The organism is Enterobacter sp. R-25 (assembly GCF_049913205.1).
In the GTDB taxonomy this organism is placed as follows: domain Bacteria; phylum Pseudomonadota; class Gammaproteobacteria; order Enterobacterales; family Enterobacteriaceae; genus Enterobacter; species Enterobacter ludwigii.
The window spans coordinates 1461602-1486369 of the sequence record NZ_CP183982.1; the positions used below are offsets into that span (position 1 = coordinate 1461602).

General features: G+C 57.0%; 22 protein-coding genes. 10 read left to right on the plus strand and 12 right to left on the minus strand.

Translation table 11 applies throughout. The features are described 5' to 3' along the window. Nucleotides 1-141: 141 nt before the first annotated feature. The 3 genes from ACN9MQ_RS06925 to ACN9MQ_RS06935 form a co-directional block, all read right to left on the minus strand. Complete coding sequence (locus ACN9MQ_RS06925) at nt 142-957, minus strand: Cof-type HAD-IIB family hydrolase (protein WP_426021298.1); 816 nt, start codon at nt 955-957, stop codon at nt 142-144. Nucleotides 958-1118: 161 nt separating this feature from the next. Next, nucleotides 1119-3551, minus strand: a complete 2433-nt coding sequence (locus ACN9MQ_RS06930; protein ID WP_025204613.1) for a formate C-acetyltransferase/glycerol dehydratase family glycyl radical enzyme — start codon at nt 3549-3551, stop codon at nt 1119-1121. 4 nt (nt 3552-3555) lie between these two features. Next, the gene (locus tag ACN9MQ_RS06935) at nt 3556-4455 is read right to left on the minus strand and encodes a glycyl-radical enzyme activating protein (protein WP_044867952.1); all 900 of its coding nucleotides are present in this window, start codon (nt 4453-4455) and stop codon (nt 3556-3558) included. 128 nt (nt 4456-4583) lie between these two features. Here ACN9MQ_RS06935 and fsa point away from each other — a divergent pair, with 128 nt between their 5' ends. Continuing rightward, entirely contained in the window at nt 4584-5246 is a 663-nt protein-coding gene (fsa, locus tag ACN9MQ_RS06940; RefSeq protein WP_068795183.1) for a fructose-6-phosphate aldolase, read from the plus strand. Between the two features lie 40 nt (nt 5247-5286). Here fsa and moeB read toward each other — a convergent pair whose 3' ends face one another. Both moeB and moeA read right to left on the minus strand, forming a co-directional pair. Continuing rightward, nucleotides 5287-6039, minus strand: a complete 753-nt coding sequence (moeB, locus tag ACN9MQ_RS06945; RefSeq protein WP_040017000.1) for a molybdopterin-synthase adenylyltransferase MoeB — start codon at nt 6037-6039, stop codon at nt 5287-5289. A 1-nt stretch (nt 6040) separates the two neighbouring features. Continuing rightward, nucleotides 6041-7273: a molybdopterin molybdotransferase MoeA gene (gene moeA, locus ACN9MQ_RS06950; RefSeq protein ID WP_219372829.1), complete on the minus strand. Its 1233-nt coding sequence runs from the start codon at nt 7271-7273 to the stop codon at nt 6041-6043. 188 nt (nt 7274-7461) lie between these two features. Between moeA and iaaA the strand changes: the two genes are divergently transcribed. The 5 genes from iaaA to gsiD are packed head-to-tail and all read left to right on the plus strand — an operon-like array spanning nt 7462 to nt 13724. Beyond that, on the plus strand, nt 7462-8400 hold the full coding sequence (iaaA, locus tag ACN9MQ_RS06955) for a beta-aspartyl-peptidase (RefSeq protein ID WP_279259059.1): 939 nt from the start codon (nt 7462-7464) through the stop codon (nt 8398-8400). An 11-nt stretch (nt 8401-8411) separates the two neighbouring features. Continuing rightward, nucleotides 8412-10283 carry a glutathione ABC transporter ATP-binding protein GsiA gene (gsiA, locus tag ACN9MQ_RS06960; protein WP_050736552.1) on the plus strand — a complete coding sequence of 624 codons (1872 nt, stop codon included), beginning with the start codon at nt 8412-8414 and terminating at the stop codon, nt 10281-10283. A 23-nt stretch (nt 10284-10306) separates the two neighbouring features. After that, on the plus strand, nt 10307-11845 hold the full coding sequence (gene gsiB, locus ACN9MQ_RS06965) for a glutathione ABC transporter substrate-binding protein GsiB (protein ID WP_014169284.1): 1539 nt from the start codon (nt 10307-10309) through the stop codon (nt 11843-11845). Between the two features lie 45 nt (nt 11846-11890). Next, nucleotides 11891-12811 carry a glutathione ABC transporter permease GsiC gene (gene gsiC / locus ACN9MQ_RS06970; RefSeq protein ID WP_020884889.1) on the plus strand — a complete coding sequence of 307 codons (921 nt, stop codon included), beginning with the start codon at nt 11891-11893 and terminating at the stop codon, nt 12809-12811. A gap of 1 nt (nt 12812) precedes the next feature. Continuing rightward, complete coding sequence (gene gsiD / locus ACN9MQ_RS06975; protein WP_020884888.1) at nt 12813-13724, plus strand: glutathione ABC transporter permease GsiD; 912 nt, start codon at nt 12813-12815, stop codon at nt 13722-13724. Between the two features lie 51 nt (nt 13725-13775). On the opposite strand, the gene rimO is transcribed toward gsiD, so the two are convergent. Further along, nucleotides 13776-15101: a 30S ribosomal protein S12 methylthiotransferase RimO gene (rimO, locus tag ACN9MQ_RS06980; protein ID WP_014169287.1), complete on the minus strand. Its 1326-nt coding sequence runs from the start codon at nt 15099-15101 to the stop codon at nt 13776-13778. Between the two features lie 216 nt (nt 15102-15317). Between rimO and bssR the strand changes: the two genes are divergently transcribed. Next, on the plus strand, nt 15318-15701 hold the full coding sequence (gene bssR, locus ACN9MQ_RS06985) for a biofilm formation regulator BssR (RefSeq protein ID WP_020884887.1): 384 nt from the start codon (nt 15318-15320) through the stop codon (nt 15699-15701). Nucleotides 15702-15807: 106 nt separating this feature from the next. After that, on the plus strand, nt 15808-16926 hold the full coding sequence (locus ACN9MQ_RS06990; protein ID WP_025204606.1) for a PQQ-dependent sugar dehydrogenase: 1119 nt from the start codon (nt 15808-15810) through the stop codon (nt 16924-16926). Here ACN9MQ_RS06990 and ACN9MQ_RS06995 read toward each other — a convergent pair whose 3' ends face one another. Further along, nucleotides 16927-17553, minus strand: a complete 627-nt coding sequence (locus ACN9MQ_RS06995) for a glutathione S-transferase family protein (protein ID WP_032681369.1) — start codon at nt 17551-17553, stop codon at nt 16927-16929. Nucleotides 17554-17809: 256 nt separating this feature from the next. Here ACN9MQ_RS06995 and dacC point away from each other — a divergent pair, with 256 nt between their 5' ends. Further along, entirely contained in the window at nt 17810-19015 is a 1206-nt protein-coding gene (gene dacC / locus ACN9MQ_RS07000) for a serine-type D-Ala-D-Ala carboxypeptidase (protein WP_020884884.1), read from the plus strand. A gap of 52 nt (nt 19016-19067) precedes the next feature. Here dacC and deoR read toward each other — a convergent pair whose 3' ends face one another. The 3 genes from deoR to ACN9MQ_RS07015 form a co-directional block, all read right to left on the minus strand. Beyond that, nucleotides 19068-19826 (minus strand): DNA-binding transcriptional repressor DeoR, encoded by a 759-nt coding sequence (deoR, locus tag ACN9MQ_RS07005; protein WP_014169292.1) that lies wholly within the window; start codon nt 19824-19826, stop codon nt 19068-19070. Nucleotides 19827-19893: 67 nt separating this feature from the next. Then, a complete protein-coding gene (ybjG, locus tag ACN9MQ_RS07010; RefSeq protein WP_020884883.1) occupies nt 19894-20502 on the minus strand; it encodes an undecaprenyl-diphosphate phosphatase in 609 nt (202 codons plus the stop codon). 7 nt (nt 20503-20509) lie between these two features. Further along, a complete protein-coding gene (locus tag ACN9MQ_RS07015; RefSeq protein WP_063858337.1) occupies nt 20510-21238 on the minus strand; it encodes a phosphatase PAP2 family protein in 729 nt (242 codons plus the stop codon). Between the two features lie 168 nt (nt 21239-21406). Between ACN9MQ_RS07015 and ACN9MQ_RS07020 the strand changes: the two genes are divergently transcribed. After that, nucleotides 21407-22639, plus strand: a complete 1233-nt coding sequence (locus ACN9MQ_RS07020; protein WP_040017011.1) for an MFS transporter — start codon at nt 21407-21409, stop codon at nt 22637-22639. A gap of 40 nt (nt 22640-22679) precedes the next feature. On the opposite strand, the gene ACN9MQ_RS07025 is transcribed toward ACN9MQ_RS07020, so the two are convergent. Both ACN9MQ_RS07025 and ACN9MQ_RS07030 read right to left on the minus strand, forming a co-directional pair. Beyond that, complete coding sequence (locus ACN9MQ_RS07025; RefSeq protein WP_047355698.1) at nt 22680-23492, minus strand: Cof-type HAD-IIB family hydrolase; 813 nt, start codon at nt 23490-23492, stop codon at nt 22680-22682. Further along, a complete protein-coding gene (locus ACN9MQ_RS07030) occupies nt 23482-24696 on the minus strand; it encodes an MFS transporter (RefSeq protein ID WP_083599644.1) in 1215 nt (404 codons plus the stop codon). The genes ACN9MQ_RS07025 and ACN9MQ_RS07030 overlap by 11 nt, the downstream gene beginning before the upstream one ends. Nucleotides 24697-24768: the final 72 nt, after the last annotated feature.

Here is a 24768-nt window from a genome sequence, read left to right on the forward strand (position 1 = left end):
CGCATCTTTCATTCGAAAGTAAAAATATCTACAAGTGATACTTTAAGTTAAAAATTAGTTAATGCAAGTTTAAATATTTGACGTGTGCCACAGGATGGAAAAAGAGTGAGGTGCCGGAGCAGTGCTCCGGCAAGAGAGAGATTACGCGTCGAACGGGGAGTGGTCGTCAAGCACGGCCTGAATCACATTCAGTGCGCCCTGGTGGTTGTTGTCATCCGTGCTGTAGCGGCAGATCGTTTTGATGCTCTGCGCCGCGTTGCCCATGGCAAAATTGTATTTCACCAGCTTCAGCATTTCCGCATCGTTGCCGCTATCCCCGATTGCCATGCACGCCTGCGGCGAGATTTTCCAGCGCTTCAGCAGACGGCTAATGCCGTTGGCTTTGTGCAGGCCCGGGATAATCAAATCGACAAACCCAAAACCGCTGGTGACGGGTTTCATAATCCCGTCGAGGGAGACGTGCAGTTTGTCGACAAGATTCGGGATATCGCTGTCCGGCAAATTCAGGGAGAATTTGAACAGCACGTCGTCAATTTCGCGGTAATCACGGATGCGTTTTAAGCGGTGGTAGTGCTTTGACATGAGCGCCACAAACGCGTCCGGCGCCCGATCGCTGACGTAGGCGCTCTCCAGCCCACAGGCCACAAAGTTGAGCGCGTTGTCTTTCAGCAACTCGCCAATGACAATTTGCGACTCATGGCGGGTCAGTTCACCGTGAAAAATCTGCTCACCGTGATCGAACACCAGCGCGCCATTTTCCGCCACGAAGGAGATCTGATCTTTCAGTTCCGGGAAGAAGGAGATGAGCTGGTAATACTGGTTGCCGCTGGCGACAACAAATTCAATATCACGGGCTTTAAGCTGCTCAAACTGTGCCTGAAAGCGGTCGCGGTCGTACTGCTTGGCATCATCAAGGAAAGTTCCGTCCATATCGGTGACGATAACTTTTACGGTCATACTGTGCTCCTGAGTCACTGCGTTTGAAACATTCTAATAACAAGGTGACGGAGAGCACAAATTTAATTTCATTCGAAAGTCAAAGCAAAGCGGCAACCGAAATTGCCGCTTAAAGACAGGTTCCCTCTCCTTGATGGGAGAGGGCATAAGTCTGAAGAGAGTTAAAGCGTGTGCTCGGTACGCGCAATAATATCGTCCTGCGCATCCGGCGACAGGGCGGTAAAGAACGCGGAGTACCCTGCGACGCGCACCACCAGGTCACGATACTGGTCCGGGTGTTTCTTCGCTTCCAGCAGCGTTTCACGCGAAACGATGTTGTACTGAATATGCCAGCCCTTGTGCACTTCAAAGAAGGTACGCAGAAGCACCATCAGTTTCTGACGGTCACTGTCATTTTCCAGCGTCGACGGATTGAGCTTCTGGTTTAACAGTACCCCGCCGAGGATCGCTTCGGTTGGCAGTTTGCCGACAGAGCCAATCACCGCCGTAGGGCCGAGGTGGTCAGTACCGGAGGCCGGGCTGGCTCCTTCTGCCAGCGGAGTATGCGCCTTACGTCCATCCGGGGTTGCCATCGTTGCCGCGCCAAACGGCACGTTCGCGGAGATAGATGACGTGCCGGCATAGTAGTTACCGCCAATCGGACCACGGCCATAGCGCGGGTTATGGTACTGCTTCAGCTCGGCGATATAGGTTTCGTAGGCACGGGTCAGCAGCATATCCACGCTGTCGTCATCGTTACCGTATTTTGGCGCGCCGTTGATCAGCCGCTGACGCAGCTGCTCGTGGGTCAGCCCGTCGAAATCATCGGCCAGAGCGGCGGCCAGCTGTTGCTGACCTATCGTACCCTGTTCGAAGACCAGTTTTTTCACTGCGGCCAGGCTGTTGCCCAGGTTAGCAATACCCACCTGCAGGCCTGACACCCAGTCATACTTCGCGCCGCCTTGTTTGATGCTTTTCGCGCGTTCTATACAGTCATCCACCAGCGCTGAGCAGAGAATATCGGGGACGTTCTCTTCCAGCATCGTGTCTACCACATACTCAATCTCGATAGATTTGCGGGTGTAGTAGCGGATCTGGGTATCCCACGCCGCCATCACCTCTTCGAAGTTATCGAAGTTACCGGCAGAGAGTGCTTTCTCCTGTGGCAGGAATACCTTACCGCTGGTGGCATCGCGGCCGCCTTCCAGCGCTGCCAGCATCACGCGGGCGAAGTTGATAAAGCTCATGCCGGTGCAGCGATAACCCCATTTGCCACCCACTGCGGTTTCGATGCAGCCAATCGCGGCATAGTCATAGGCATCCTCTTTTTCGACGCCGAGCTTGATGAATTCCGGAATAACAATCTCATCGTTGTTGAACGCGGGCATACCAAAGCCGCAGCGGATCACCTGCACGCAGGCGTCGAGGAAGTCATTGCTCATGCCCGCATGATAACGCACGCTCAGGTTTGGCTGCGTGGAGCGCAGGCGACCGCAGGATTCCAGAATCGCGTAGCTGAGCGGATTGACTGCGTCCATAGGCTCACCGTTGATCAGCGTCTGTCCACCGATGGTGACGTTCTGATACAGCGGGCTACCCGCTGAAGCTTTGGAGTGCGAACCGGAGCGGATTTTGTTCACTTCCAGCAGCTTCAGCCAGCAGCTGTGCAGCAGCTCGATGGCATGTTCGCGGTCGAGGCTCTGGTTCAGCTCCACGTCGCGGCGGTAGTACGGATAGAGGTACTGGTCCATGCGGGCAAACGAGACGGAGTGGCCATTGGACTCAATCTGCAGAATAAGCTGGATGAAGTAGCACAGCTGCAGCGCCTGCCAGAAGGTTGTTGGCGGCTGATGGGCGATTACATCACAGTTTTCTGCCATCGCCAGCAGCTCGTCGCGACGGCTTTCACGGGATTCGGTTGCCGCCATTTCACGCGCCAGCGCGGCGAAACGTTCGATGTGCAGGCTGACCGCTTCCAGCACAATATCGATCGCTTTCAGGAACTGTTCCCCGTGAAGGTCGTCGAGCACCGTCAGGTTGATACGCGAACGACGCTCGGCCACTTTGTCGCGCAGACCATCGAGGCCTTTCTCCAGCAGCAGCGGGAAGTTAACCGCCAGGTGTGCGTCGCCGGAGGTCATGTTGCCTTCCGCTTTGATAATGCCGGTTTCCAGCAACCCTTTTTGCTCGTCGGTGAACATGCCGTAGCAGCGATCCTGCACCGTCTGGCCGCGCCACCATGGGCAGATCTCATGCAATACGCGCTTGTTTTCTTCGCTCACCGCAAAGCCTGCGCCCGGACGGTCCGCCAGATCGTCAATCTCTTTTTCAATCCACGAGACGGTGTATTCCGGGAAAATTGGCGCGGCGCGGACTTCACTGGCCTGGTTACCGATGATGAGCTCATCGTGTTTTATCCAGATGGTGCGCTGCGCGAGGTGATGCGCCAGCGCCAGCGCGCGACGCACCGGGATCGGCTTGTCCATATGCTGCTGGTACATCTCGGTGTAATGCAGGGCGCGCTCGGTACAGACCGGCGGCTTCACGATATGCACGAGGGCCGTTTTGTGTGCTTTTATGCGCTCGCTAAGGGTGCTGAGATTCAGGGTCGTCATAAGTTTATCCTCGTAAGGTCGCGGTTAACCCTTTCTGGCAGGCGTACTGCTGTGCGAAGTCCAGAAGCGCAGGATCATCCAGCGGTTTATCAGGGGCAGAGTAGGGTTGGCCGAGCAGGGTATATTTGTTCATGCCCAGCGTGTGGTACGGCAGAAAATGGATCTCGCGGACGTTGAGTTCGTCTGCGGCAAAGTTAGTGATGGCGGTAATCGACGCTTCATCGGCGTTGAAGCCCTGAATCAGCGGTACGCGGATGGTGACCTGTTTACCGGCGGCGGCCAGGCGTTTCAGGTTATCAAGGATCCGTTTGGCGGAACCGTCGGTCCACTGTTTGAACGTCCTGCCATCAACGTGTTTCAGGTCCGCCAGGAACAGATCGACATACGGTAATGACGGTGCAATATAATGCCATGGCACGTGGAGACAGGTTTCCACGGCGGTATGTATGCCTTGCTCATGGCTGGCTTTAAACAGGGCATGAGCCAGATCGGGATTCATAAACGGTTCACCGCCGGACAGGGTTATCCCGCCGCCGCTGCGGTCATAGAAGGGCTTGTCGCGCAGTACGGTGGACATAATCTCTTCAACCTGCTTTTCTTCACCACAGACGGTGAGCGCCTGCGTCGGACAGCAGTCGGTGAGGGCGTCGAGAGTCTTTTCGTTAAGCTTTTCACGGTGGATAACCAGCCCATTCAGCGCACGATCGATAATGCCCGGCGCCGCTTTCTGGCACAGGTCGCAGCCTTCCAGGCACAGCCGCGCGTCAAAGAGCACATCCCGGTGGCGGGAGCGGCTTTCCGGATTCTGGCACCAGCGACAGCCCAGCGAGCAGCCTTTCAGGAACACCACGGTACGAATACCGGGGCCATCGTGGGTAGAGTAACGCTGAATATTGAAGATCATGTTTTCGCCTCTCATATTGCATATGAAGATTAAATTACTTTCGAATGAAAGTTATCTTGATACAGGTCAACTCCTGAGCAGGTTTTGTCGTGATAGGGTAAGTGCAGGCTAAATTTGAGGGTTACATCATGGAACTTTATCTCGATACTTCCGACGTCGCGGCAGTGAAACGGCTGGCGCGTATCTTCCCGCTGGCGGGCGTGACCACGAACCCCAGTATCGTGGCGGCAGGGAAAACGCCGCTCGAGGCGCTGCTACCGGCGCTGCAGGATGCGCTCGGTGGGAAAGGTCGCCTGTTCGCGCAGGTCATGGCGACCACCGCTGAAGGGATGGTGGAAGAGGCGCGTAAACTGCGCACCATTATCAACGACCTGGTGGTTAAAGTGCCGGTAACGGCGGAAGGTCTGGCGGCGATCAAAATGCTGAAAGCGGAAGAGATCCCGACGCTGGGTACGGCGGTGTACGGTGCAGCACAAGGGATGCTGTCCGCGCTGGCGGGCGCTGAGTATGTTGCCCCTTACGTTAACCGCGTGGACGCGCAGGGCGGGGACGGGATCCAGACGGTGGTTGAACTGCAGCAGCTTCTGACGCTGCATGCCCCGCAGTCAAAAGTGCTGGCCGCGAGCTTCAAAACGCCGCGTCAGGCACTGGACTGCCTGCTGGCAGGTTGTGAATCCATCACCCTGCCGCTGGATGTTGCTCAGCAGTTTATTACTTCGCCTGCGGTGGATGCGGCAATAGTGAAGTTTGAGCAGGACTGGCAAGGGGCGTTTGGCAGAACGACGCTCTGATACGGTTGCCGGGTTATGCTAACGCTTGCCCGGCAACCGTTTAGCGTCCGCAGACCTCACAGCCGGGGTTGCGCATCAGTTTCATCTCGCGGAACTGGCAGGTCATCGCGTCATACATCACGATTTTCCCCGCGGCAGGCGTCCCGTAATGCGCCAGCACTTTGATCGCTTCCATGGCCTGCAACGAACCTATAACGCCGACTAACGGAGCCATGACGCCCGCCTCCACGCAGGTGAGGGCGTTCTCGCCAAACAGACGGCTCAGGCAGCGATAGCAGGGTTCGCCTCCGGCGTAGGTAAAGACGCTGATTTGGCCTTCCATGCGAATGGCGGCACCGGAGACCAGCGGCGTTTTGTGGGCAAAACATCCTGCATTCAGCTGATTGCGAATGGTGACGTTATCGGTGCAGTCCAGCACCAGATCGTGTCGTGCTATCTGTGCCGACAGCGCCTCATCATCCAGCAGGGCGTCAATCAGGGTGAACTTCACGTGAGGATTGATGCGCGCCAGCGCCGCGCGGGCCGATTCCACTTTGGGCTGGCCGAGGGTCGCGTCGCTGTGCAGCGTCTGGCGCTGAAGGTTCGACACCGACACGGTATCAAAATCCAGCAGCGTCATATTGCCCACCCCCGCCGCGGCCAGATACTGGGCCGCAGCGCAGCCCAGCCCCCCCAGCCCCACGACCAGCACCCGTGCTGCCTTAAGCGCTTCCTGGCCGTCGAAATCAAAACCGCGCAGAACAATCTGGCGGTTATAGCGCATCATCTCCTGGTCGCTGAGTTCAGCCGTCATGTTAGCCTCCGAAGAGGTGGTTAAAGCTTTCCACCTCAACCCATTCACCCGGCTCCACGCTGCCGCGTTCACGCTCGAGAACGATAAAACAGTTGCCCTGGCTGAACGAGCTGAAGATGTGCGAGCCCTGGTGTCCGGTGGTGCTCACTTCCAGCTCGCCTTCAGCGTTGCGCGTCAGAATACCGCGCTGGAAATCAAGACGGCCCGGTGATTTCTTCAGGCGCGTCGCCGCACGTACGCGCTGGCGAACCGGCAGCGGGTGGGCCTGGTTACCAGACAGTTTTGCCAGCAGCGGAATGACCAGCTGGTAGAAGGTCAGGGCGGCGGAAACCGGGTTACCCGGCAGGCCGCAGAACCAGCTGTGTTTCAGCTGACCAAACGCGAACGGTTTGCCCGGCTTGATGGCCAGTTTCCAGAAGCCGATCTCCCCCAGCTCTTCAAGAATGGTTTTGGTGTAATCCGCTTCACCTACGGAAACGCCGCCGGAGCTAATTACCACGTCCGCAGACTGGTCCGCTTCAATAAACGCGGCGCGCAGTTTCTCCGGATCATCCGCAATGATGCCAAGGTTAATGACCTCACACCCCAGCTGTTCAAGCATCAGGTGTACCGCGAGGCGGTTAGTGTCGTAAATCTGGCCGTCCTGCAGTGGCTGGCCCGGAAGCTGGAGTTCATCGCCGGTGGAAAAGACCGCCACGCGTACCTTACGGATAACGTCAATTTCTGCGATGCCGAGCGAGGCCAGCACCGGCAGTTCGCCCACCGTCAGTTTCTGCCCGGCGGCAAATACCGTTGCGCCACGCGTGATGTCTTCACCGGTACGACGGATATTCTGTCCCGCTTTAACACTCGCGGTGAAGCGGACGCCCGCTTCCGTTTGTTCGGTCTCTTCCTGCATCACCACCGCTTCGCAGCCTGGCGGTACGGGGGCACCGGTCATGATGCGTATGCAGCTACCCGCAGGCCACTCACCGTTAAACGGCTGACCGGCAAATGCTTTACCCGCCACGGGCAGCGCCGTATCCGTCCGGATATCCGCCAGGCGCACCGCGTAGCCGTCCATTGCGGAGTTATCGAACCCAGGCACGTTAAGCGGAGAGACGATATCGCGCGCGGCAATACGACCAAAACAGCGCACTAATGGCAGCGTCTCGTGGTCGTGCAGGGGGGAAATTCGGTCAAGCATCTGCGTGAGTGCCGCCTCAAGCGGCATCAGTCCGGCGGTAAAATCCATGGTGGGCTCCTGCGGAGTAACGACGAAAGCGTCCATTATGGCAGAAAAGTGCCACTAACTGTATGACCCGATGGGTGTACGCTTTACATCACAGTTGCGTCTTTCTATATTCAAAAATCATCTGAAGTTTCAGCGACGATAATGATATTTATAGAAAAAGCCGCAAATCAGGCTAACGGGTGATGGGAATGGTTAATGCGGTAATCGCAATTCATGGTGGCGCCGGGGCAATCACCCGTGCCCTGCTCAGTCCCGAGCAGGAAAAACGTTATATTGATGCGCTGTATGCCATTGTGGAAACGGGCCAGCGGATGCTGGAGGCGGGCGAGAGCGCGCTGGATGTGGTTACCGAGGCGGTACGTCTGCTGGAAGAGTGCCCGTTGTTTAACGCGGGCATTGGTTCGGTCTTTACCCGCGATGAAACGCACGAGCTGGATGCCTGCGTCATGGACGGTGTCACCCTTAAAGCGGGCGCCGTCGCGGGGGTGAGTCATCTGCGTAATCCGGTGCTGGCCGCGCGTCTGGTGATGGAGGCGAGCCCGCATGTTCTTCTGACCGGGGCCGGGGCGGAGACGTTTGCCGCGGAACATGGCATGACGCCAGTTTCTCCCGATCTGTTTTCAACGCCGGAGCGTTATCAACAGCTGCTTGAGGCGCGCTCGGCAAACGTGACGCAGCTTGACCATACCGCGCCGCTCGATGAGCGCAGCAAAATGGGCACGGTAGGGGCGGTGGCTCTTGATAAAGACGGGAATCTGGCTGCGGCCACGTCGACCGGCGGTATGACCAACAAACTGCCGGGCCGGGTAGGTGACAGTCCATTACCGGGGGCAGGGTGCTATGCCAATAACGCCACGGCGGCAGTGTCGTGCACCGGAACCGGTGAAGTGTTTATTCGCGCCCTCGCGGCGTACGACATCACCGCGCTGATGGATTACGGCGGGTTAAGCCTGGCCGAAGCCTGTGAACGCGTGGTGATGGAGAAACTGCCCGCGCTGGGGGGTATCGGTGGGTTAATTGCGGTGGATCGTGAGGGCAACGTGGCATTGCCGTTTAACAGCGAAGGTATGTACCGCGCGTGGGGTTATGCCGGTGATGAACCCAGTACGGGGATCTATCGTGAATAAGGGGGCAAAGCGTGCCGCACAGTGAAGAGCTGGACAACCGTGAAGTGCTGGCTGTCCATCAACTGAATATTGCGTTTCAGGAAGAGCGGCAGTTCATCCCCGCAGTACAGAATTTATCGTTCTCGCTCAACCGCGGCGAAACGCTGGCGATTGTGGGCGAGTCCGGTTCAGGGAAATCGGTCACCGCACTGGCGCTGATGCGTCTGCTGGAACAGACCGGCGGACAGGTCAGCTGCGAAAAAATGCTGCTGCGCCGGCGTAACCACCAGGTCATTGATTTAAATGAGCTGAGCGCCTCGCAGATGCAGAGCGTGCGCGGGGCCGATATTGCGATGATCTTCCAGGAGCCGATGACCTCGCTGAACCCGGTCTTTCCGGTCGGGGAACAGATTGCCGAGTCCATCCGCCTGCATCAGGGGTTGAGCGGTGATGAGGCGCTTCGTGAAGCGAAACGCATGCTCGACCTGGTACGCATACCGGAAGCGCAGGCCATTCTGGGACGCTACCCGCATCAGCTTTCCGGCGGTATGCGTCAGCGCGTCATGATTGCGATGGCGCTCTCCTGCCGTCCCGCGGTGCTGATTGCCGACGAACCCACGACGGCACTGGATGTGACTATTCAGGCGCAAATTCTGCAGCTTATCAAAGTGCTGCAGCAGGAGATGGAGATGGGGGTGATTTTCATCACCCACGATATGGGCGTGGTCGCCGATATTGCCGATCGCGTGCTGGTCATGCATAAGGGCAACGCCGTGGAAACCGGCACGGTTGAGCAAATTTTCCATGCGCCGGTTCATCCTTACACCAAAGCGCTGCTGGCGGCGGTTCCGCGGTTGGGGGCGATGAACGGCAGCGATTTACCGCGCCGGTTCCCGTTGATTTCTCTCGAAGCGGCAGGCCAGCAGGAAGATGAAATCGAGCAGGATACCGTGGTACCCGGAAAGCCGATTCTGGAAGTGCGCGATCTGGTGACCCGTTTTCCCCTGCGCAGCGGAATGTTTAACCGCGTGAAGCGCGAGGTGCATGCGGTTGAAAACGTCAGTTTTGATTTATGGCCAGGCGAAACGCTGGCGCTGGTGGGAGAGTCGGGCTGCGGGAAATCCACCACCGGGCGGGCGCTGCTCAGGCTGGTGGAGTCCCAGGAGGGCAGCATAACCTTTAACGGGGAACGCATTGATACCCTTCCGGACACCAAACTGCAGGCGGTGAGACGAGATATCCAGTTTATTTTCCAGGATCCGTATGCCTCCCTCGACCCGCGCCACACGGTGGGGTATTCACTTATGGAGCCGCTGCGGGTGCATAACCTGCTCGACGGTGAAGCCGCGCAGCGTCGGGTGGCCTGGCTGCTCGAGCGCGTGGGGCTGAAGCCGGAACATGCCTGGCGTTATCCGCACGAGTTTTCGGGCGGTCAGCGGCAGCGTATTTGCATTGCCCGCGCGCTGGCGCTTAACCCGAAAGTGGTGATTGCAGATGAATCCGTCTCGGCGCTGGATGTCTCTATCCGGGCGCAAATCATTAATTTACTGCTCGACCTGCAGCGGGATATGGGGATTGCCTTCCTCTTTATCTCACACGACATGGCGGTGGTTGAGCGTATCAGCCACCGTGTCGCGGTGATGTTTATGGGACAAATTGTGGAGATAGGACCGCGCAGGGCGGTATTTGAAAATCCACAGCACCCTTACACACGCAAGCTTATCGCCGCAGTGCCGGTTGCCGACCCTGAGCATCGCCACGGCCAGCGTGTGCTGCTGCAGGACGAAATGCCGAGCAATATTCGTAAACGGGGCGAGGCGGTGGAGCGCGTGGCGCTGCGCGAGGTTGGCCCGGGGCATTTTGTGGCCCCCCCGCGTCAGGACAATGCATTCTCGCGGTTATAACTTAAAACAGGCAGGAGAACACAATGGTTAAATTTGTAGCGCGCAGATGGTTACTCGCCGCGAGCGTGACGGCAGCCCTGGCCGCCGCGCCGGCGTTCGCTGCCAAAGATGTGGTGGTCGCCGTCGGTTCCAATTTCACCACGCTGGATCCGTATGATGCCAACGACACGCTCTCCCAGGCGGTGGCGAAATCGTTCTATCAGGGGCTGTTTGGCCTGGATAGCGAGATGAAACTTAAAAATGTGCTGGCGGAAGGGTATACCGTCTCCAGCGACGGGCTGGTGTATACCCTTAAGCTCAGAACCGGCGTGAAGTTCCAGGACGGTACAGATTTCAACGCGGAGGCGGTGAAGATAAACCTCGATCGCGCCAGCAACCCGGAAAATAGCCTCAAGCGCTACAACCTGTATAAAAACATCGCCAGCACCGAGGTGGTCGACCCGACGACGGTGAAGATCACCCTGAAAGAGCCGTTCTCGGCGTTTATCAATATTCTGGCGCACCCTGCCACGGCGATGATTTCGCCTGCCGCGCTGAAAAAATACGGCAAAGAGATCGGGTTCCATCCGGTGGGGACCGGCCCCTACGAGCTGCTCACCTGGAACCAGACCGACTTTGTGAAGGTTAAGAAGTTTGCGGGTTACTGGCAGCCGGGTCTGCCGAAGCTGGACACCATTACCTGGCGTCCGGTGGTGGACAACAACACCCGCGCGGCGATGCTGCAGACCGGCGAGGCGCAGTTCGCGTTCCCGATCCCCTATGAGCAAGCCGCCATTCTGCAGAAAAACAGCAAGCTGGAGCTGGTCGCCAGCCCGTCCATTATGCAGCGCTATATCAGCATGAACGTGACGCAAAAGCCGTTTGATAATCCAAAGGTGCGAGAGGCCATCAACTACGCCATTAACCGCCAGGCGCTGGTAAAAGTCGCCTTTGCTGGCTATGCCACGCCGGCTACCGGCGTGCTGCCTCCGGCGATCGCCTATTCGCAAAACTATCAACCGTGGCCTTACGATCCGGCCAAAGCGCGTGAGCTGTTAAAAGAGGCGGGCTTCCCGAACGGCTTTAGCACCACGCTCTGGTCGTCGCATAATCACAGTACCGCTCAGAAGGTGCTGCAATTTACCCAGCAGCAGCTGGCGCAGGTAGGTATCAAGGCGCAGGTCACCGCGATGGATGCCGGTCAGCGTGCGGCTGAAGTGGAAGGGAAAGGGCAGAAAGAGAGCGGCGTACGGATGTTCTACACCGGCTGGTCGGCCTCTACCGGTGAAGCGGACTGGGCGCTGTCGCCGCTGTTCGCCTCACAGAACTGGCCGCCGACCCTGTTCAATACGGCCTTCTACAGCAACCCGAAGGTGGATAAAGACCTGGCGGATGCCCTGAAAACGACCAAACCGGAAGAGAAAGCGCGCCTGTATAAAGAGGCGCAGGATATCATCTGGAAAGAGTCACCGTGGGTACCGCTGGTGGTGGAAAAACTGGTTTCCGCGCATAACAAAGCGCTGACCGGGTTCTACATCATGCCGGATACGGGCTTTAGCTTTGATGAAGCAGATTTAAAATAATACTCATGCCCGCAGGCCACCGCCTGTGGGATGAGAGGGAAAGGCATGCTGAATTATGTTTGTAAACGCCTGTTGGGGCTTATCCCGACGCTGCTGATTGTGGCGGTGCTGGTGTTTTTGTTTGTTCATATGCTGCCGGGCGATCCGGCACGTCTGGTTGCAGGGTCAGATGCGGATGCAACGGTTATCGCGCTGGTGCGAAAACAACTGGGCCTCGACCAGCCTTTGTATATGCAGTTTCTCCATTATATTGGCAACGTTCTGCAGGGTGACTTTGGCACTTCTATGGTGTCACGTCGTCCGGTGTCGGAAGAGATTGCCAGCCGCTTTATGCCCACGTTCTGGTTAACCATTGCCAGCATGAGCTGGGCGGTGCTGTTTGGTCTTGGCGCAGGAATTGTCGCTGCCGTCTGGCGCAACCGCTGGCCGGATAAGCTGGGTATGGCTCTGGCCGTCACGGGCATTTCCTTCCCGGCATTTGCACTGGGGATGCTGCTGATGCAGATATTCTCCGTGGAGCTGGGCTGGCTGCCGACGGTCGGGGCCGATACCTGGAAACACTACATTCTGCCCTCAATGACGCTGGGCGCGGCTGTTGCTGCCGTGATGGCCCGCTTTACCCGCGCCTCGTTCGTTGACGTGCTGAGCGAAGATTATATTCGCACCGCCCGGGCGAAAGGGGTCAGCGAGAAATGGGTCATCCTCAAACACGGCTTTCGTAACGCGATGATCCCGGTGGTGACGATGATGGGGCTCCAGTTTGGTTTCCTGCTGGGCGGCTCGATTGTGGTGGAGAAGGTCTTTAACTGGCCGGGGCTGGGACGTCTTTTGGTGGATTCAGTCGAAATGCGTGATTACCCGGTTATTCAGGCCGAAGTCCTGCTTTTCTCACTGGAATTTATTCTTATCAACTTAGTGGTGGATGTGCTCTACGCCGCCATTAACCCGGCCATCAGGTATAAGTAAAATGCGATTGTTGAACTGGCGTCGTCAGGCCATGTTAAACGCTATGCCGGGGCTAAAGCCGGACCATATCCGCACGCCGTGGTCTGAATTCTGGCGGCGTTTTCGCCGTCAGCCGGTCGCCATGACGGCGGGGCTGTTTGTCCTGCTGCTGATTGTGGTGGCGGTCATTGCGCCGTGGGTAGCACCGTTTGATGCGGAAAACTATTTTGATTACGACCGTCTCAATGATGGACCGTCGATGCTGCACTGGTTCGGCGTGGACTCGCTTGGGCGCGACATCTTCAGCCGCGTGCTGGTGGGGGCGCAGATCTCTCTCGCCGCCGGGGTTTTTGCGGTACTGATTGGCGCGGCAATCGGCACCGTGCTGGGTCTGGTCGCCGGATATTACGAAGGCTGGTGGGACCGCATCATCATGCGTATCTGCGACGTGTTGTTTGCCTTCCCGGGCATTCTGCTGGCGATTGCGGTGGTGGCGATAATGGGCAGCGGTATGGCTAACGTCATTATTGCGGTTGCGGTCTTCTCAATACCGGCGTTTGCGCGTCTGGTACGAGGCAACACGCTGGTGCTCAAACAGCAAACCTTTATTGAGTCTGCGCGCAGCATGGGGGCCAGCGATGCCACTATCCTGTTCAGCCATATTCTGCCGGGAACGGTATCGTCTATCGTGGTCTATTTTACCATGCGTATCGGCGTGTCGATTATCTCGGCGGCCAGCCTGTCGTTTCTGGGGCTGGGTGCGCAACCGCCTACACCGGAGTGGGGCGCGATGCTGAATGAAGCAAGAGCGGACATGGTCATTGCTCCGCACGTGGCCATCTTCCCGAGCCTGGCCATTTTCCTGACCGTGCTGGCGTTTAACCTGTTGGGCGATGGGTTACGCGACGCGCTGGATCCGAGGATTAAGGGGTAGGATGGAAACCCTCTCCCGGCGGGAGAGGGTGAAGGGAAGGGTAAAACGCCGTTAAACCCGGCTTCCCCACAAATCATACTCGTCGGCGTTTTCAACTTTCACGCGGACAATATCGCCCGGCTTGACGCTGGTTTCGCCGTTCAGGTAGACCGCGCCGTCGATTTCAGGGGCGTCCGCCATGCTGCGGCCAATTGCGCCTTCTTCGTCCACTTCATCGATGATGACCAGAATTTCGCGGCCCACTTTTTCCTGCAGACGTTCAGCAGAGATCTGCTGTTGCAGCTGCATGAAGCGGTTCCAGCGCTCTTCTTTCACCTCTTCCGGAACCTGATCCGCCAGTTCGTTGGCGGTCGCGCCTTCTACCGGGCTGTATTTGAAGCAGCCTACGCGGTCCAGACGTGCTTCTTTCAGGAAGTCGAGCAGCATCTGGAAATCTTCTTCGGTTTCGCCCGGGAAGCCCACAATGAAGGTGGAACGCAGGGTCAGGTCCGGACAGATTTCACGCCACTGTTTGATGCGTGCCAGCTGGCGATCGACGGAGCCAGGACGCTTCATCAGCTTCAGAATACGCGGGCTGGCATGCTGCAGCGGGATATCCAGATACGGAAGAATTTTCCCTTCTGCCATCAGCGGGATGACATCGTCAACGTGCGGATACGGATAGACGTAATGCAGACGTGTCCAGATACCCAGTTTGGCAAGCTGTTCACACAGGCCGACCATGCTGGTTTTCACCGGCTCGCCGTTGTGGAAACCAGAGCGATGCTTCACGTCGACGCCATAGGCCGAGGTATCCTGAGAAATGACCAGCAGCTCTTTAACGCCTGCGTCTGCCAGACGTTTGGCTTCTGCCAGCACTTCACCAATCGGACGGCTGACCAAATCGCCACGCATGGACGGGATAATGCAGAAGGTGCAGCGATGGTTGCAGCCTTCGGAAATTTTCAGGTACGCATAGTGACGCGGGGTCAGCTTCACGCCCTGTTCTGGCACCAGGCTCAGGAACGGATTGTGCTTAGGTTTAGGGACATAGTGATGAACATGCTCCAGTACCTGCTCGTAGCTGTGCGGACCGGTGATCTCCAGCACTTTCGGGTGCACTTCGCGGATCTGGTCCACTTTCGCGCCCAGACAGCCGGTCACAATCACTTTGCCGTTTTCCGTCAGGGCTTCACCGATGGCTTCCAGTGACTCCTGAACCGCGCTGTCGATAAACCCGCAGGTGTTAACGATCACCATGTCGGCGTTGTCGTAGCTTGGCACCACGTCATAGCCCTCGGTGCGCAGTTCGGTCAGGATGCGTTCAGAATCCACCAGGTTTTTTGGGCAGCCCAGGGAGACGAAGCCGATTTTAGGCTGGTGCGTAACATTGCTCATAGGTTAAAAATTCATCAATTATGGAGTTATCAGGGCGGGATTTTACAGCGTTCCGCGGGGGATTTATACACTCTTTGCGAGGCGGATGACCGGCGAGAAGGTTGTAACATTGTAAATAATGTTAATCAGTTAAGAATTATTGATCTCAGGCATTAAACTGTACAAAAAATAACCTTATTCTGAATGTGCACAATGGCTGACAGAGGAGGAAAGAGCATGTCCGTTGACAGACTGAAACGCGATCTGCTTAACAAGCTGATCAATGCCCGAATCGACCTTGCCGCGTACCTGCAGTTGAGGAAGGCAAAAGGGTATATGTCAGTCAGCGAAAGCGAACATCTGCGTGATAATCTCTTTGAACTTTGCAACTTCATGCGTGAAAAAGCACCCGTCCTGAAAGCGGAATACGCCGAAAGCGAACTCGTTGCGCTGCGCCGCGCCGCCGAGGTGCTCTCCATTGCAGGGGTATGTTTGATGAACGGACGCCACGACTGCCCGAATTTTATCGCTGTTAACGCGGAGAAGCTTGAAAACTGCCTGACCACGCTCTCTCTATGCATCATGTGTCTGAACAAGCACGAGACGCTTGAACAACACTGACACCGGGGGAGGCAACTCCCCCTTCTGATTAAGCTTTTGTAAAAGTGATAACGTGCCCGGACCCAGTGGCTAACCTTTATGCCATAAACCGATAAAGGAGCGCGTTATGCATCGATCCTCGCTGATTTTCCTGCCTGCGTTGTTATTCCCGTTTTCTCTCCTCGCCGCCCCCGACGCGGTAAAAGTCGACGTTGTGCAAAACCGGCTCGATCATCCCTGGTCGATGGCGTTCCTGCCGGACAATAAAGGGCTGCTGGTGACCCTTAAGGGAGGCCAGTTAAAGCACTGGCAGGCCGGAAAAGGGCTTTCCGACCCGATCGTCGGCGTACCCAAGGTCTGGGCAAACGGCCAGGGCGGGTTGCTGGACGTGGCACTCGCCCCGGATTTTGAAAAATCGCGCCGCGTCTGGCTGAGCTATGCCGAGGCGGGGAATGACGGCAAAGCGGGAACGGCGGTTGGCTATGGCCGCTTAAGCGATGATCTCTCCCGAATTGAAGGTTTCCAGGTGGTCTTCCGTCAGATGCCGAAACTGTCCACCGGTAACCATTTCGGTGGCCGACTGGTCTTCGATGGTAAAGGCCATCTGTTTATTGGTCTGGGTGAGAACAACCAGCGTCCGACGGCGCAGGATCTGGATAAACTGCAGGGCAAAGTTGTGCGCCTGACGGAGGACGGCAAAGTGCCTGCCGATAATCCGTTTGTGAACACTCCCGGCGCACGGCCCGAAATCTGGTCTTACGGCATTCGTAATCCGCAGGGGATGGCGATGAACCCCTGGAGCGACACGCTATGGCTTAACGAGCACGGTCCGCGCGGAGGGGATGAAATCAATATCCCGGAGAAAGGCAAAAACTACGGCTGGCCGCTGGCGACGCACGGTATCAACTACAGCGGCCTGAAGATCCCGGAAGCCCAGGGCGAGCACGTCGAGGGAACGGAAAAGCCGCTGTTTGTCTGGAAAGTGTCCCCCGCCGTGAGCGGGATGGCGTTTTACAACAGTGACGTATTCCCGCAGTGGAAAAACACGCTGTTTGTCGGGGCGCTTAAGGAGAAAGACGTTATCGTGCTGAGCGTGGAGGGCAACACGGTTACCGAGAAGGGGCGAATTTTAGGTGACAGAGACCAGCGCATTCGCGATGTGCGGGTGGGGCCGGATGGGTATCTGTATGTCCTGACCGATGAGACGGACGGGCAACTGTTGAAAGTCAGCCCGTCCGGATCGTAATCAGGTCACCGGGATCATCACCACGTGACGGTATGCCGGGCGCTCGCTCAGTTGCTTCAGCCAGCGCTCAAGGTGCGGGCGCGGCGTCCAGGTAACGTCAATGTTGGTCAGGTTCCAGATGAAGGGCGCAACGGCAATATCGCCTACGCCGAAGCGTTCGCCTGAGAACCACGGATGCTTCGCCAGTTCGTCGTCCATCATCGCAAACAGGTTTTCACAGGTGTCCTGGGCTGCATGAATGGCAGGATAGTCGCGGTCAGCTTCGGGGGTTCTGACAAGCCCCATCAGGATCACACGGTGTGCGGGGGAGAGCGTCTGGTTTGCCCAGTCCATCCACTTTTCACCCTGAGCGCGTTGGGCCGGACTGTCCACCCACAGGCGGCTCTGACCATACTGTGCCGCGAGGTAACGCACGATGGTGTTGGACTCCCACAGCGTCACGTCGGTCTCTTCGTCGCGCAGCAAGGGCACCAGACCGTTTGGGTTCATGGCCAGATAGTCGGCATCTTTATTTACCCCAAACTGCAACCCTGCCATCACCTGCTTAAACGGTAAATCCAGCTCCTCCAGCGTCCAGAGGACTTTCTTAACGTTGGTTGAATTGTTCCTGCCCCACAGCGTAATCATAGAAACTCCCGAAATAGTCAAACAACCTGAGATGTGAATCAACGCCAGCGATTTGCCATGGTGAGATAAACCTAACAATTACGCAACAGAAGACAAAAAAATCGCCTGAATCAAAGCGTATCTGAATGTTATTGCATAAACTTTAATAACTTTACCTTGGTTAGGTTTCTTTAACCGTTTTAGTGCGCTATTACTCATCGCTTCTTGCGACACGGTGATGTGACGTAATTTTTGAATGGACACTCGGGTGGCATTTATGACGCGAAAAATGACTTCTCTGCGCAGCCTGGCGGCAGGCTCTGCGCTCCTTTTCCTGTTTGTACCAACTCTCTACGCAGCGGAACAGGCTGCGCCCGAAGCGCCGCCTGTGGATGCGCGCGCCTGGATCCTGATGGATTATTCCAGTGGTAAAGTGTTGGCGGAAGGCAATGCGGATGAGAAACTTGACCCGGCAAGCCTGACGAAAATCATGACCAGCTATGTGGTGGGTCAGGCGCTGAAAGCGGGTAAAATCAAGCTTGACGATATGGTCACCATCGGGAAGGACGCCTGGGCGACCGGCAACCCGGCGCTGCGTGGGTCATCGGTGATGTTCCTCAAACCCGGCGATCAGGTGTCAGTGTCTGATTTGAATAAAGGGGTCATTATCCAGTCCGGTAACGATGCCTGTATTGCGCTGGCCGATTACGTTGCGGGCAGCCAGGACTCCTTTATTGGCCTGATGAACGGCTACGCGCAAAAACTGGGCCTGACCAATACCACCTTTAAAACCGTGCACGGCCTTGATGCGCCGGGTCAGTTCAGTACCGCGCGCGACATGGCGCTGTTAGGCAAAGCGTTGATCCACGACGTGCCGGATGAATATGCCATCCACAAAGAGAAAGAGTTTACCTTCAACAAAATCCGCCAGCCGAACCGTAACCGTCTGCTGTGGAGCAGCAACGTCAACGTCGACGGTATGAAGACCGGCACCACGGCCGGCGCGGGTTATAACCTGGTCGCTTCCGCAACTCAGGGTGATATGCGCCTGATCTCGGTCGTGCTGGGCACCAAAACCGACCGCATTCGTTTTAATGAATCAGAAAAATTGCTGACCTGGGGTTTCCGCTTCTATGAAACCGTCACGCCCATTAAACCGGATGCCACGTTCATCAGCCAGCGCGTCTGGTTTGGTGACAAGAGTGAAGTGAACCTGGGGGCGGGTGAAGGCGGGTCGGTGACCATTCCCCGTGGTCAGCTGAAAAACCTGAAAGCCAGCTACACCCTCACCGACAGCCAGCTCACCGCGCCGCTGAAAAAAGGCCAGGTGGTCGGGACGATTGATTTCCAGCTTAATGGCAAATCGATTGAACAGCGTCCGCTGATTGTGATGGAAGCGGTAGAAGAGGGCGGTTTCTTTAGCCGGATGTGGGACTTCGTCATGATGAAATTCCACGGATGGTTTGGCAGCTGGTTCAGTTAAGCCTCCATTGCCGGGTGGCATCGCGCCACCCGGCATGACCTCTGCACCTGACTCAGTACATCAACTTCACCTGCTGCGCTTTCGCGTAGGCCACGGTCTCTTCATCCGGACGGCAATCGCTGACGATGGCGTCAAAGCGCGACAGCTCACCCATTCTTGCCGGACGAACCTTGCCAAACTTGCTGTGATCGACCACCAGCACATGGTACTGCGCGGCGCTTAATGCCCAGTGCTTGACCGGCAACTCTTCCAGGTTAAAGCAGGTTGCTCCCTGACGGACAGTGACTCCTGCTGCGGAATAAAACGCGATATCCGGACATACGTTGCTGAGCGTATCCTGCAGATTCAGCGGCTTAAAGATGGCGTTGCTGGCGTGAAACTCACCGCCACAGAGGATCACCCGGCACTCGGGTTTCTCCTGCAGTGCCAGAAAGGTATTCAGCGAGTAACACACCGCCGTAAACGGGATGCTGCTGTCGATCGCTTCGATTATCCACGGCGTGGTGGTGCCGCAGTCAAAAAACAGCGTCTGATGCGGTTGCACCAGCGAGGCCGCAAGCCGGGCGGCTTTGCGTTTCTCTTCCACCAGGCGCGTCTTTTGGTCGCTGATCAGATAATGGCTGGCGCTACGCGGCTCAAGCACAATGTACCCGCCCAGCAGCACGACAGGCGCGCTCTCGCTGTTCAGATCCCGGCGAATGGTCATCTCAGAGACCCCGAGGAGACTGGCGGCTTCTTTAAGATGAAGCTTATCACTGCGCTTCAGCGCCTGTATCAGCTGAGCAATGCGGTCATCGCGACGTGTTTCCATAGTTCCTCGGGATAAAAAAGTGAACCCCCGCAGGGCGGGGGTTCAAGTGTAACCTGTCAGGCTGGGGTTAGTCACGTATCCAGCCTTTGCGGATCGGGATAGCAAAAAGGGTGCGATACAGATAAGACAGGCCGCGGTAGAGCGCTTCACCGAAGAGATTCCACAGGATCGCTGCGCTGACGCAGCCGATGAGACCGACCAGCAACCCCCCCACCATATCCAGCGGCCAGTGGACGCCGAGATAAACGCGAGACCAGGCGATAGCCCCGGCCACCACCATCAGCACCGCACCCGACCACAGACGATGCCAGAACAGGAAGGCCAGCGCGAAAGTAAAGATAACCGTCCCGTGATCGCTTGGGAAGGAGTCATCCGGAGCATGGTGCAGGAAGGTATACCCCGCGTGGTCGACGAAGGGGCGGTCGTGCGGGAACGTCAGGCCCAGAATGTAGCTGACCAGCACGCTGATCCCGAGGGCCATCGCCATCTTAATTACCAGTTGGCGCTGCGCCTTCACCTGGCTTCTCGGCCCCCACAGCCAGAGGATCGCCGCCAGTACTGGCACGATACTGATCAGATCTTTTGCCAGGAAGGTGGCGAAATCAATCATCCACTCTGGCGAGGCCGGAGTGGCGTTGATGAGATAAAACAGCTGGTAATTCAAATTCTCTAACATAGCGTTGTCACTCTTTAGCAAACCAGGTGGAGACCAGACCGTAGACCACCAACTGGGAAAACCAGACCCACCACCCAGCCCACAGGTTGTGAGAGAAAAAATGCGCCCCGCGCATGACCTGGCCGTAACCCATCGCCAGACCTAAAACGACGCCCAGCACGACGAAGCACCAGGCAAGACGCGGACGCTCGCGCCAGAAGGCAAAGAAAAGTCCCATCACCATAAAGCCGCTGGAGGCATGACCGCCAGGGAAACAGCGCCCCGGACCGCTGTCAGCGGGAGCGGCACTGAACAGCGGATAAGAAACGGCCTTACCGCCATACTCCACCAGATCCCACGGGCAGCTGTGATGGCTTATGCTTTTCAGTACGCCAACCACCAGCGCGCCAAGCCCCATCAGCAGCGCGGCCGTGACCAGTCTCGCATTGCGCCTGAACGCGCCATAAATGAGCGCAACAGCACCTGCGGCGATGGCGATGTACTTCGCCAGTCGATGGTTCAGCAGGTCCAGCAGGTGGTCTTGCTGCAGTGGAAAACGGTGAGCAGCCGCGTCATACCATAAACCGGTGATCCCTCTGTCGAGCGTTTCATCGCGGGATAGCCAGGTAAACAGCACGGCAAGGGCTATCAGTATTAAAAGCTGATAACCATAAAAGCGGGGTGGTAGACGGTAAAGTCGTTTTGTCTTATTTGTCTGTAAGTTAGACAATTCTGAACGGCTGGAAGTGGGTGCCATAATCCGGAGTCGTTGACGAGAAATGGGGCTATCATAAATCTGTCAACTTAAGGAAACCTTAAACAAAGACGATATGTGCTTTATTTCTGTTTCTTCTGGATAAATCACTATCTCGGGCCAGGGCATTTCATTACACTCGTCGCGATTTTGTCACGATAAAGAGATTGCATGTTAAACCGTTCTTCTTCTGGTTCACGTCTGGGTCGTCAGGCGTTGCTTTTCCCCTTATGTCTGGTGCTCTACGAATTCTCTACTTACATCGGCAACGATATGATCCAGCCCGGCATGCTGGCCGTTGTCGAACAGTACAACGCAGGGATCGAATGGGTACCGACCTCCATGACTGCCTATCTGGCTGGCGGCATGTTTTTGCAGTGGCTGTTAGGGCCGCTGTCGGATCGTATTGGCCGTCGTCCGGTGATGCTGACGGGCGTGGTGTGGTTTATCGTGACCTGCCTCGCCACGCTGCTGGCGCAAAATATTGAGCAATTTACCCTGCTGCGCTTCCTGCAGGGGGTGAGCCTCTGCTTTATCGGTGCTGTCGGGTATGCCGCCATCCAGGAATCGTTTGAGGAAGCGGTGTGTATCAAGATTACCGCGCTAATGGCGAACGTGGCGCTGATCGCGCCCCTGCTGGGGCCGCTGGTGGGCGCTGCCTGGGTACACGTTGCGCCGTGGGAAGGGATGTTCGTGCTGTTTGCCGTGCTGGCCGCCGTCGCTTTCTTTGGCCTGCAGCGCGCGATGCCGGAAACCGCTACCCGTCTGGGTGAGAAACTGTCGCTAAAAGAGCTGGGCCGGGATTACAAAGAAGTGCTGAAGAACGGCCGCTTTGTGGCGGGCGCGCTGGCGACGGGGTTTGTTAGCCTGCCTCTGCTGGCGTGGATTGCCCAGTCGCCGGTCATTATCATCAGCGGCGAGCAGCTCAGCAGCTATGAGTATGGTCTGCTGCAGGTGCCGATTTTTGGCGCGCTGATTATCGGTAACCTGGTGCTGGCGCGTCTCACATCCCGTCGTACGGTGCGTGCCTTGATCATTATGGGCGGCTGGCCCATTGCTGCCGGGTTGGTTCTGGCGGCGGTCGCGACAGTGGTGTCGTCCCATGCGTATCTGTGGATGACCGCAGGATTAAGCGTTTACGCGTTCGGTATCGGTGTGGCGAATGCCGGACTGGTGCGCCTGACCCTGTTTGCCAGCGAGATGAGCAAAGGCACGGTGTCAGCGGCGATGGGCATGTTGCAAATGCTGATTTTCACCGTCGGTATCGAGGTGAGCAAACACGCCTACGCATTTGGCGGCAACGGTCTGTTCAGCCTGTTTAATCTGGCTAACGGCGTGCTGTGGGTTGGGCTTATCGTGGTGTTCCTGAAGGATAAACGCGTCGGGAATGCTTTACAGCCGTAAGCTGTTTTCCCTCTCCCGGCGGGAGAGGGCCATGGTGGCGTCAATAAAACGGCGCTTCGCCATTCAACACCTTATCAATTACATCCAGCACGCCTTCGTCGTTATTGTGCGGGGCTTCAAAGCGCGCCACCGCCTTAATATGCGGCCTGGCGTTTGCCATCGCAAAGCTGAACCCTGACTGGCGCAACATTTCTACGTCGTTCCCGCTATCGCCAAAAGCCACCACTTCGCTGTCGTCGATGCCCCAGCGCTTTTGCAGTATTCGCAGACCGTTGGCTTTATGCACCCCGGGGATGATGAGGTCGATACTGCCGTGGCCGGTCGTGACGGGCACCATAATGTCGTTCAGCTTTTCGTGCAACATCGCCTGAATACGCGGGATGTCGTCGTCAGAGACGTTAAGCCCGAATTTGAAGAAAATATCGTTCAGGTTGCCGAAATCACTCACCATTTCGAGACGGTGGTAGTACTTTGCCGCGATATCCTTAAAGCCGTCGTCATAATGCTTCAGCGTATAGGCGCTGCTTTTTCCGCAGGCGATAATCTCAATGCCCGGCACATCGTTTAACACGGCGGCAACGGTGTCGAAGTGCGTCTTCGACAGTTCACCGTTGAAGACATCTTCCCCGGCGCTGACCACCCAGCCGCCATTTTCCGCGACAAACGCAATTTCATGGGCAATCTCCGGGAAAAAGGAAATCAGCTGGTAGTACTGGTTGCCGCTGGCAACCGCAAAGCGAATGCCTTGCGCTTTCATTCGTGCATATTGCGCCAGAAAACGCGGGCGGTTATAGGTCTTGGCATCGCTCAGAAACGTGCCATCCATGTCGACGGCGATCAGTTTAACGCTCATATCCCTTCTCCAGTGTCGTTTGTTCCGTTTCCGGCTTCGCGACCGCACGCGCTACCAGCGCTGCGATGATCACTAACCCTAACACCACCAGCATGGCGCTGCGCAGCCCGTAGTGCTCACCGAGGAAGCCGAGCAGCGGTGGCCCCACCAGGAAGGCGAGGTAGCCCGTGGTGGCCACCACGCTGACGCGGGTCGGTGCATCCGGACCAGTGTCGCTGGCGGCTGAAATGGTGAGCGGGAAGCCAAGCGAAGCCCCCAGACCCCAGAGGATCACCGACACGCCGGCAATCCAGTCCACGTCCACAAAGATGATCATCGCAATCCCCAGCCCGCCCAGCAGGGCGCTGGCACGCACCACCGCCACGCGGCTGTAGCGGTCAATAAACCAGCCGCCGGTAAAGCGCCCGACGGTCATCCCGAGGGTGAAACCGGCGTAGATCAGGGAACCGGAGGTTGGACTAAAACCGTGGCCGTCGACCATCAGCAGCGGCAGCCAGTCGTTAGCGGACCCTTCCGCAAAGGCCATCGCCAGCACCACCACGCCGATCAGCATCAGCTGAATGTCGCGGTAAAACGGCAGCCCTTTTTCCGCGGTGGCGTGTTCGTCAGAGGTGTTCTTGCCGGTGCCGTCAGGGATCGCCCGGATACCGGTCAGAATGGGGATAATACATACCAGTGCGGCCAGCAGAATATGCAGGTTCGCGGCGACGCCCGAGGCCGTCAGCGCCATCCCTACACCCGCACCGGCCAGCGTGCCAAGGCTGTAAAAGCCATGCATCATCGGCAGTACGGTTTTATTCATCTCACGTTCAACCGATGCCCCTTCAACGTTAATGGCCACTTCAGCGGCACCGAAGCTGCCGCCAAACACCGTCAGCCCAAGGGCAAACAGCACCGGCGAGGCAAGCCACAGCGCCATGCTCAGCACCAGCATCCCGAACACGGCACAGCACATGGTGGTGCGGATGACCGCCCGTGTACCGAAGCGTTTGACAAGCCACGCGGAGCACAGAATACCGCTCATGGAGCCTATCGACAGGCCAAACAGCACGATGCCCATCTCGGCCGTTGAGACGGATAAAATATCGCGAATGGCCGGGGTACGCGTGGCCCATGAGGCCATCAGCAGACCGGGAATAAAGAAGAACATAAACAGCGCCCACATGCGCAGCTGCAGGGTTCTACGGGGGGAGGTCAGAGTCATTGAAGTCAGCACCGGAAGTACAACAATAGCGACAACACTAGCAAGTTTGTGTACATTTGTACACAAACCACG

Bases quoted from the DNA above. Each gene is read 5' to 3' on its own strand.
- ACN9MQ_RS06925 (WP_426021298.1), bottom strand. From the start codon at position 957: ATGACCGTAAAAGTTATCGTCACCGATATGGACGGAACTTTCCTTGAT.
- ACN9MQ_RS06930 (WP_025204613.1), bottom strand. From the start codon at position 3,551: ATGACGACCCTGAATCTCAGCACCCTTAGCGAGCGCATAAAAGCACAC.
- ACN9MQ_RS06935 (WP_044867952.1), bottom strand. From the start codon at position 4,455: ATGATCTTCAATATTCAGCGTTACTCTACCCACGATGGCCCCGGTATT.
- fsa (WP_068795183.1), top strand. From the start codon at position 4,584: ATGGAACTTTATCTCGATACTTCCGACGTCGCGGCAGTGAAACGGCTG.
- moeB (WP_040017000.1), bottom strand. From the start codon at position 6,039: ATGACGGCTGAACTCAGCGACCAGGAGATGATGCGCTATAACCGCCAG.
- moeA (WP_219372829.1), bottom strand. From the start codon at position 7,273: ATGGATTTTACCGCCGGACTGATGCCGCTTGAGGCGGCACTCACGCAG.
- iaaA (WP_279259059.1), top strand. From the start codon at position 7,462: ATGGTTAATGCGGTAATCGCAATTCATGGTGGCGCCGGGGCAATCACC.
- gsiB (WP_014169284.1), top strand. From the start codon at position 10,307: ATGGTTAAATTTGTAGCGCGCAGATGGTTACTCGCCGCGAGCGTGACG.
- gsiC (WP_020884889.1), top strand. From the start codon at position 11,891: ATGCTGAATTATGTTTGTAAACGCCTGTTGGGGCTTATCCCGACGCTG.
- gsiD (WP_020884888.1), top strand. From the start codon at position 12,813: ATGCGATTGTTGAACTGGCGTCGTCAGGCCATGTTAAACGCTATGCCG.
- rimO (WP_014169287.1), bottom strand. From the start codon at position 15,101: ATGAGCAATGTTACGCACCAGCCTAAAATCGGCTTCGTCTCCCTGGGC.
- bssR (WP_020884887.1), top strand. From the start codon at position 15,318: ATGTCCGTTGACAGACTGAAACGCGATCTGCTTAACAAGCTGATCAAT.
- ACN9MQ_RS06990 (WP_025204606.1), top strand. From the start codon at position 15,808: ATGCATCGATCCTCGCTGATTTTCCTGCCTGCGTTGTTATTCCCGTTT.
- ACN9MQ_RS06995 (WP_032681369.1), bottom strand. From the start codon at position 17,553: ATGATTACGCTGTGGGGCAGGAACAATTCAACCAACGTTAAGAAAGTC.
- dacC (WP_020884884.1), top strand. From the start codon at position 17,810: ATGACGCGAAAAATGACTTCTCTGCGCAGCCTGGCGGCAGGCTCTGCG.
- deoR (WP_014169292.1), bottom strand. From the start codon at position 19,826: ATGGAAACACGTCGCGATGACCGCATTGCTCAGCTGATACAGGCGCTG.
- ybjG (WP_020884883.1), bottom strand. From the start codon at position 20,502: ATGTTAGAGAATTTGAATTACCAGCTGTTTTATCTCATCAACGCCACT.
- ACN9MQ_RS07015 (WP_063858337.1), bottom strand. From the start codon at position 21,238: ATGGCACCCACTTCCAGCCGTTCAGAATTGTCTAACTTACAGACAAAT.
- ACN9MQ_RS07020 (WP_040017011.1), top strand. From the start codon at position 21,407: ATGTTAAACCGTTCTTCTTCTGGTTCACGTCTGGGTCGTCAGGCGTTG.
- ACN9MQ_RS07025 (WP_047355698.1), bottom strand. From the start codon at position 23,492: ATGAGCGTTAAACTGATCGCCGTCGACATGGATGGCACGTTTCTGAGC.
- ACN9MQ_RS07030 (WP_083599644.1), bottom strand. From the start codon at position 24,696: ATGACTCTGACCTCCCCCCGTAGAACCCTGCAGCTGCGCATGTGGGCG.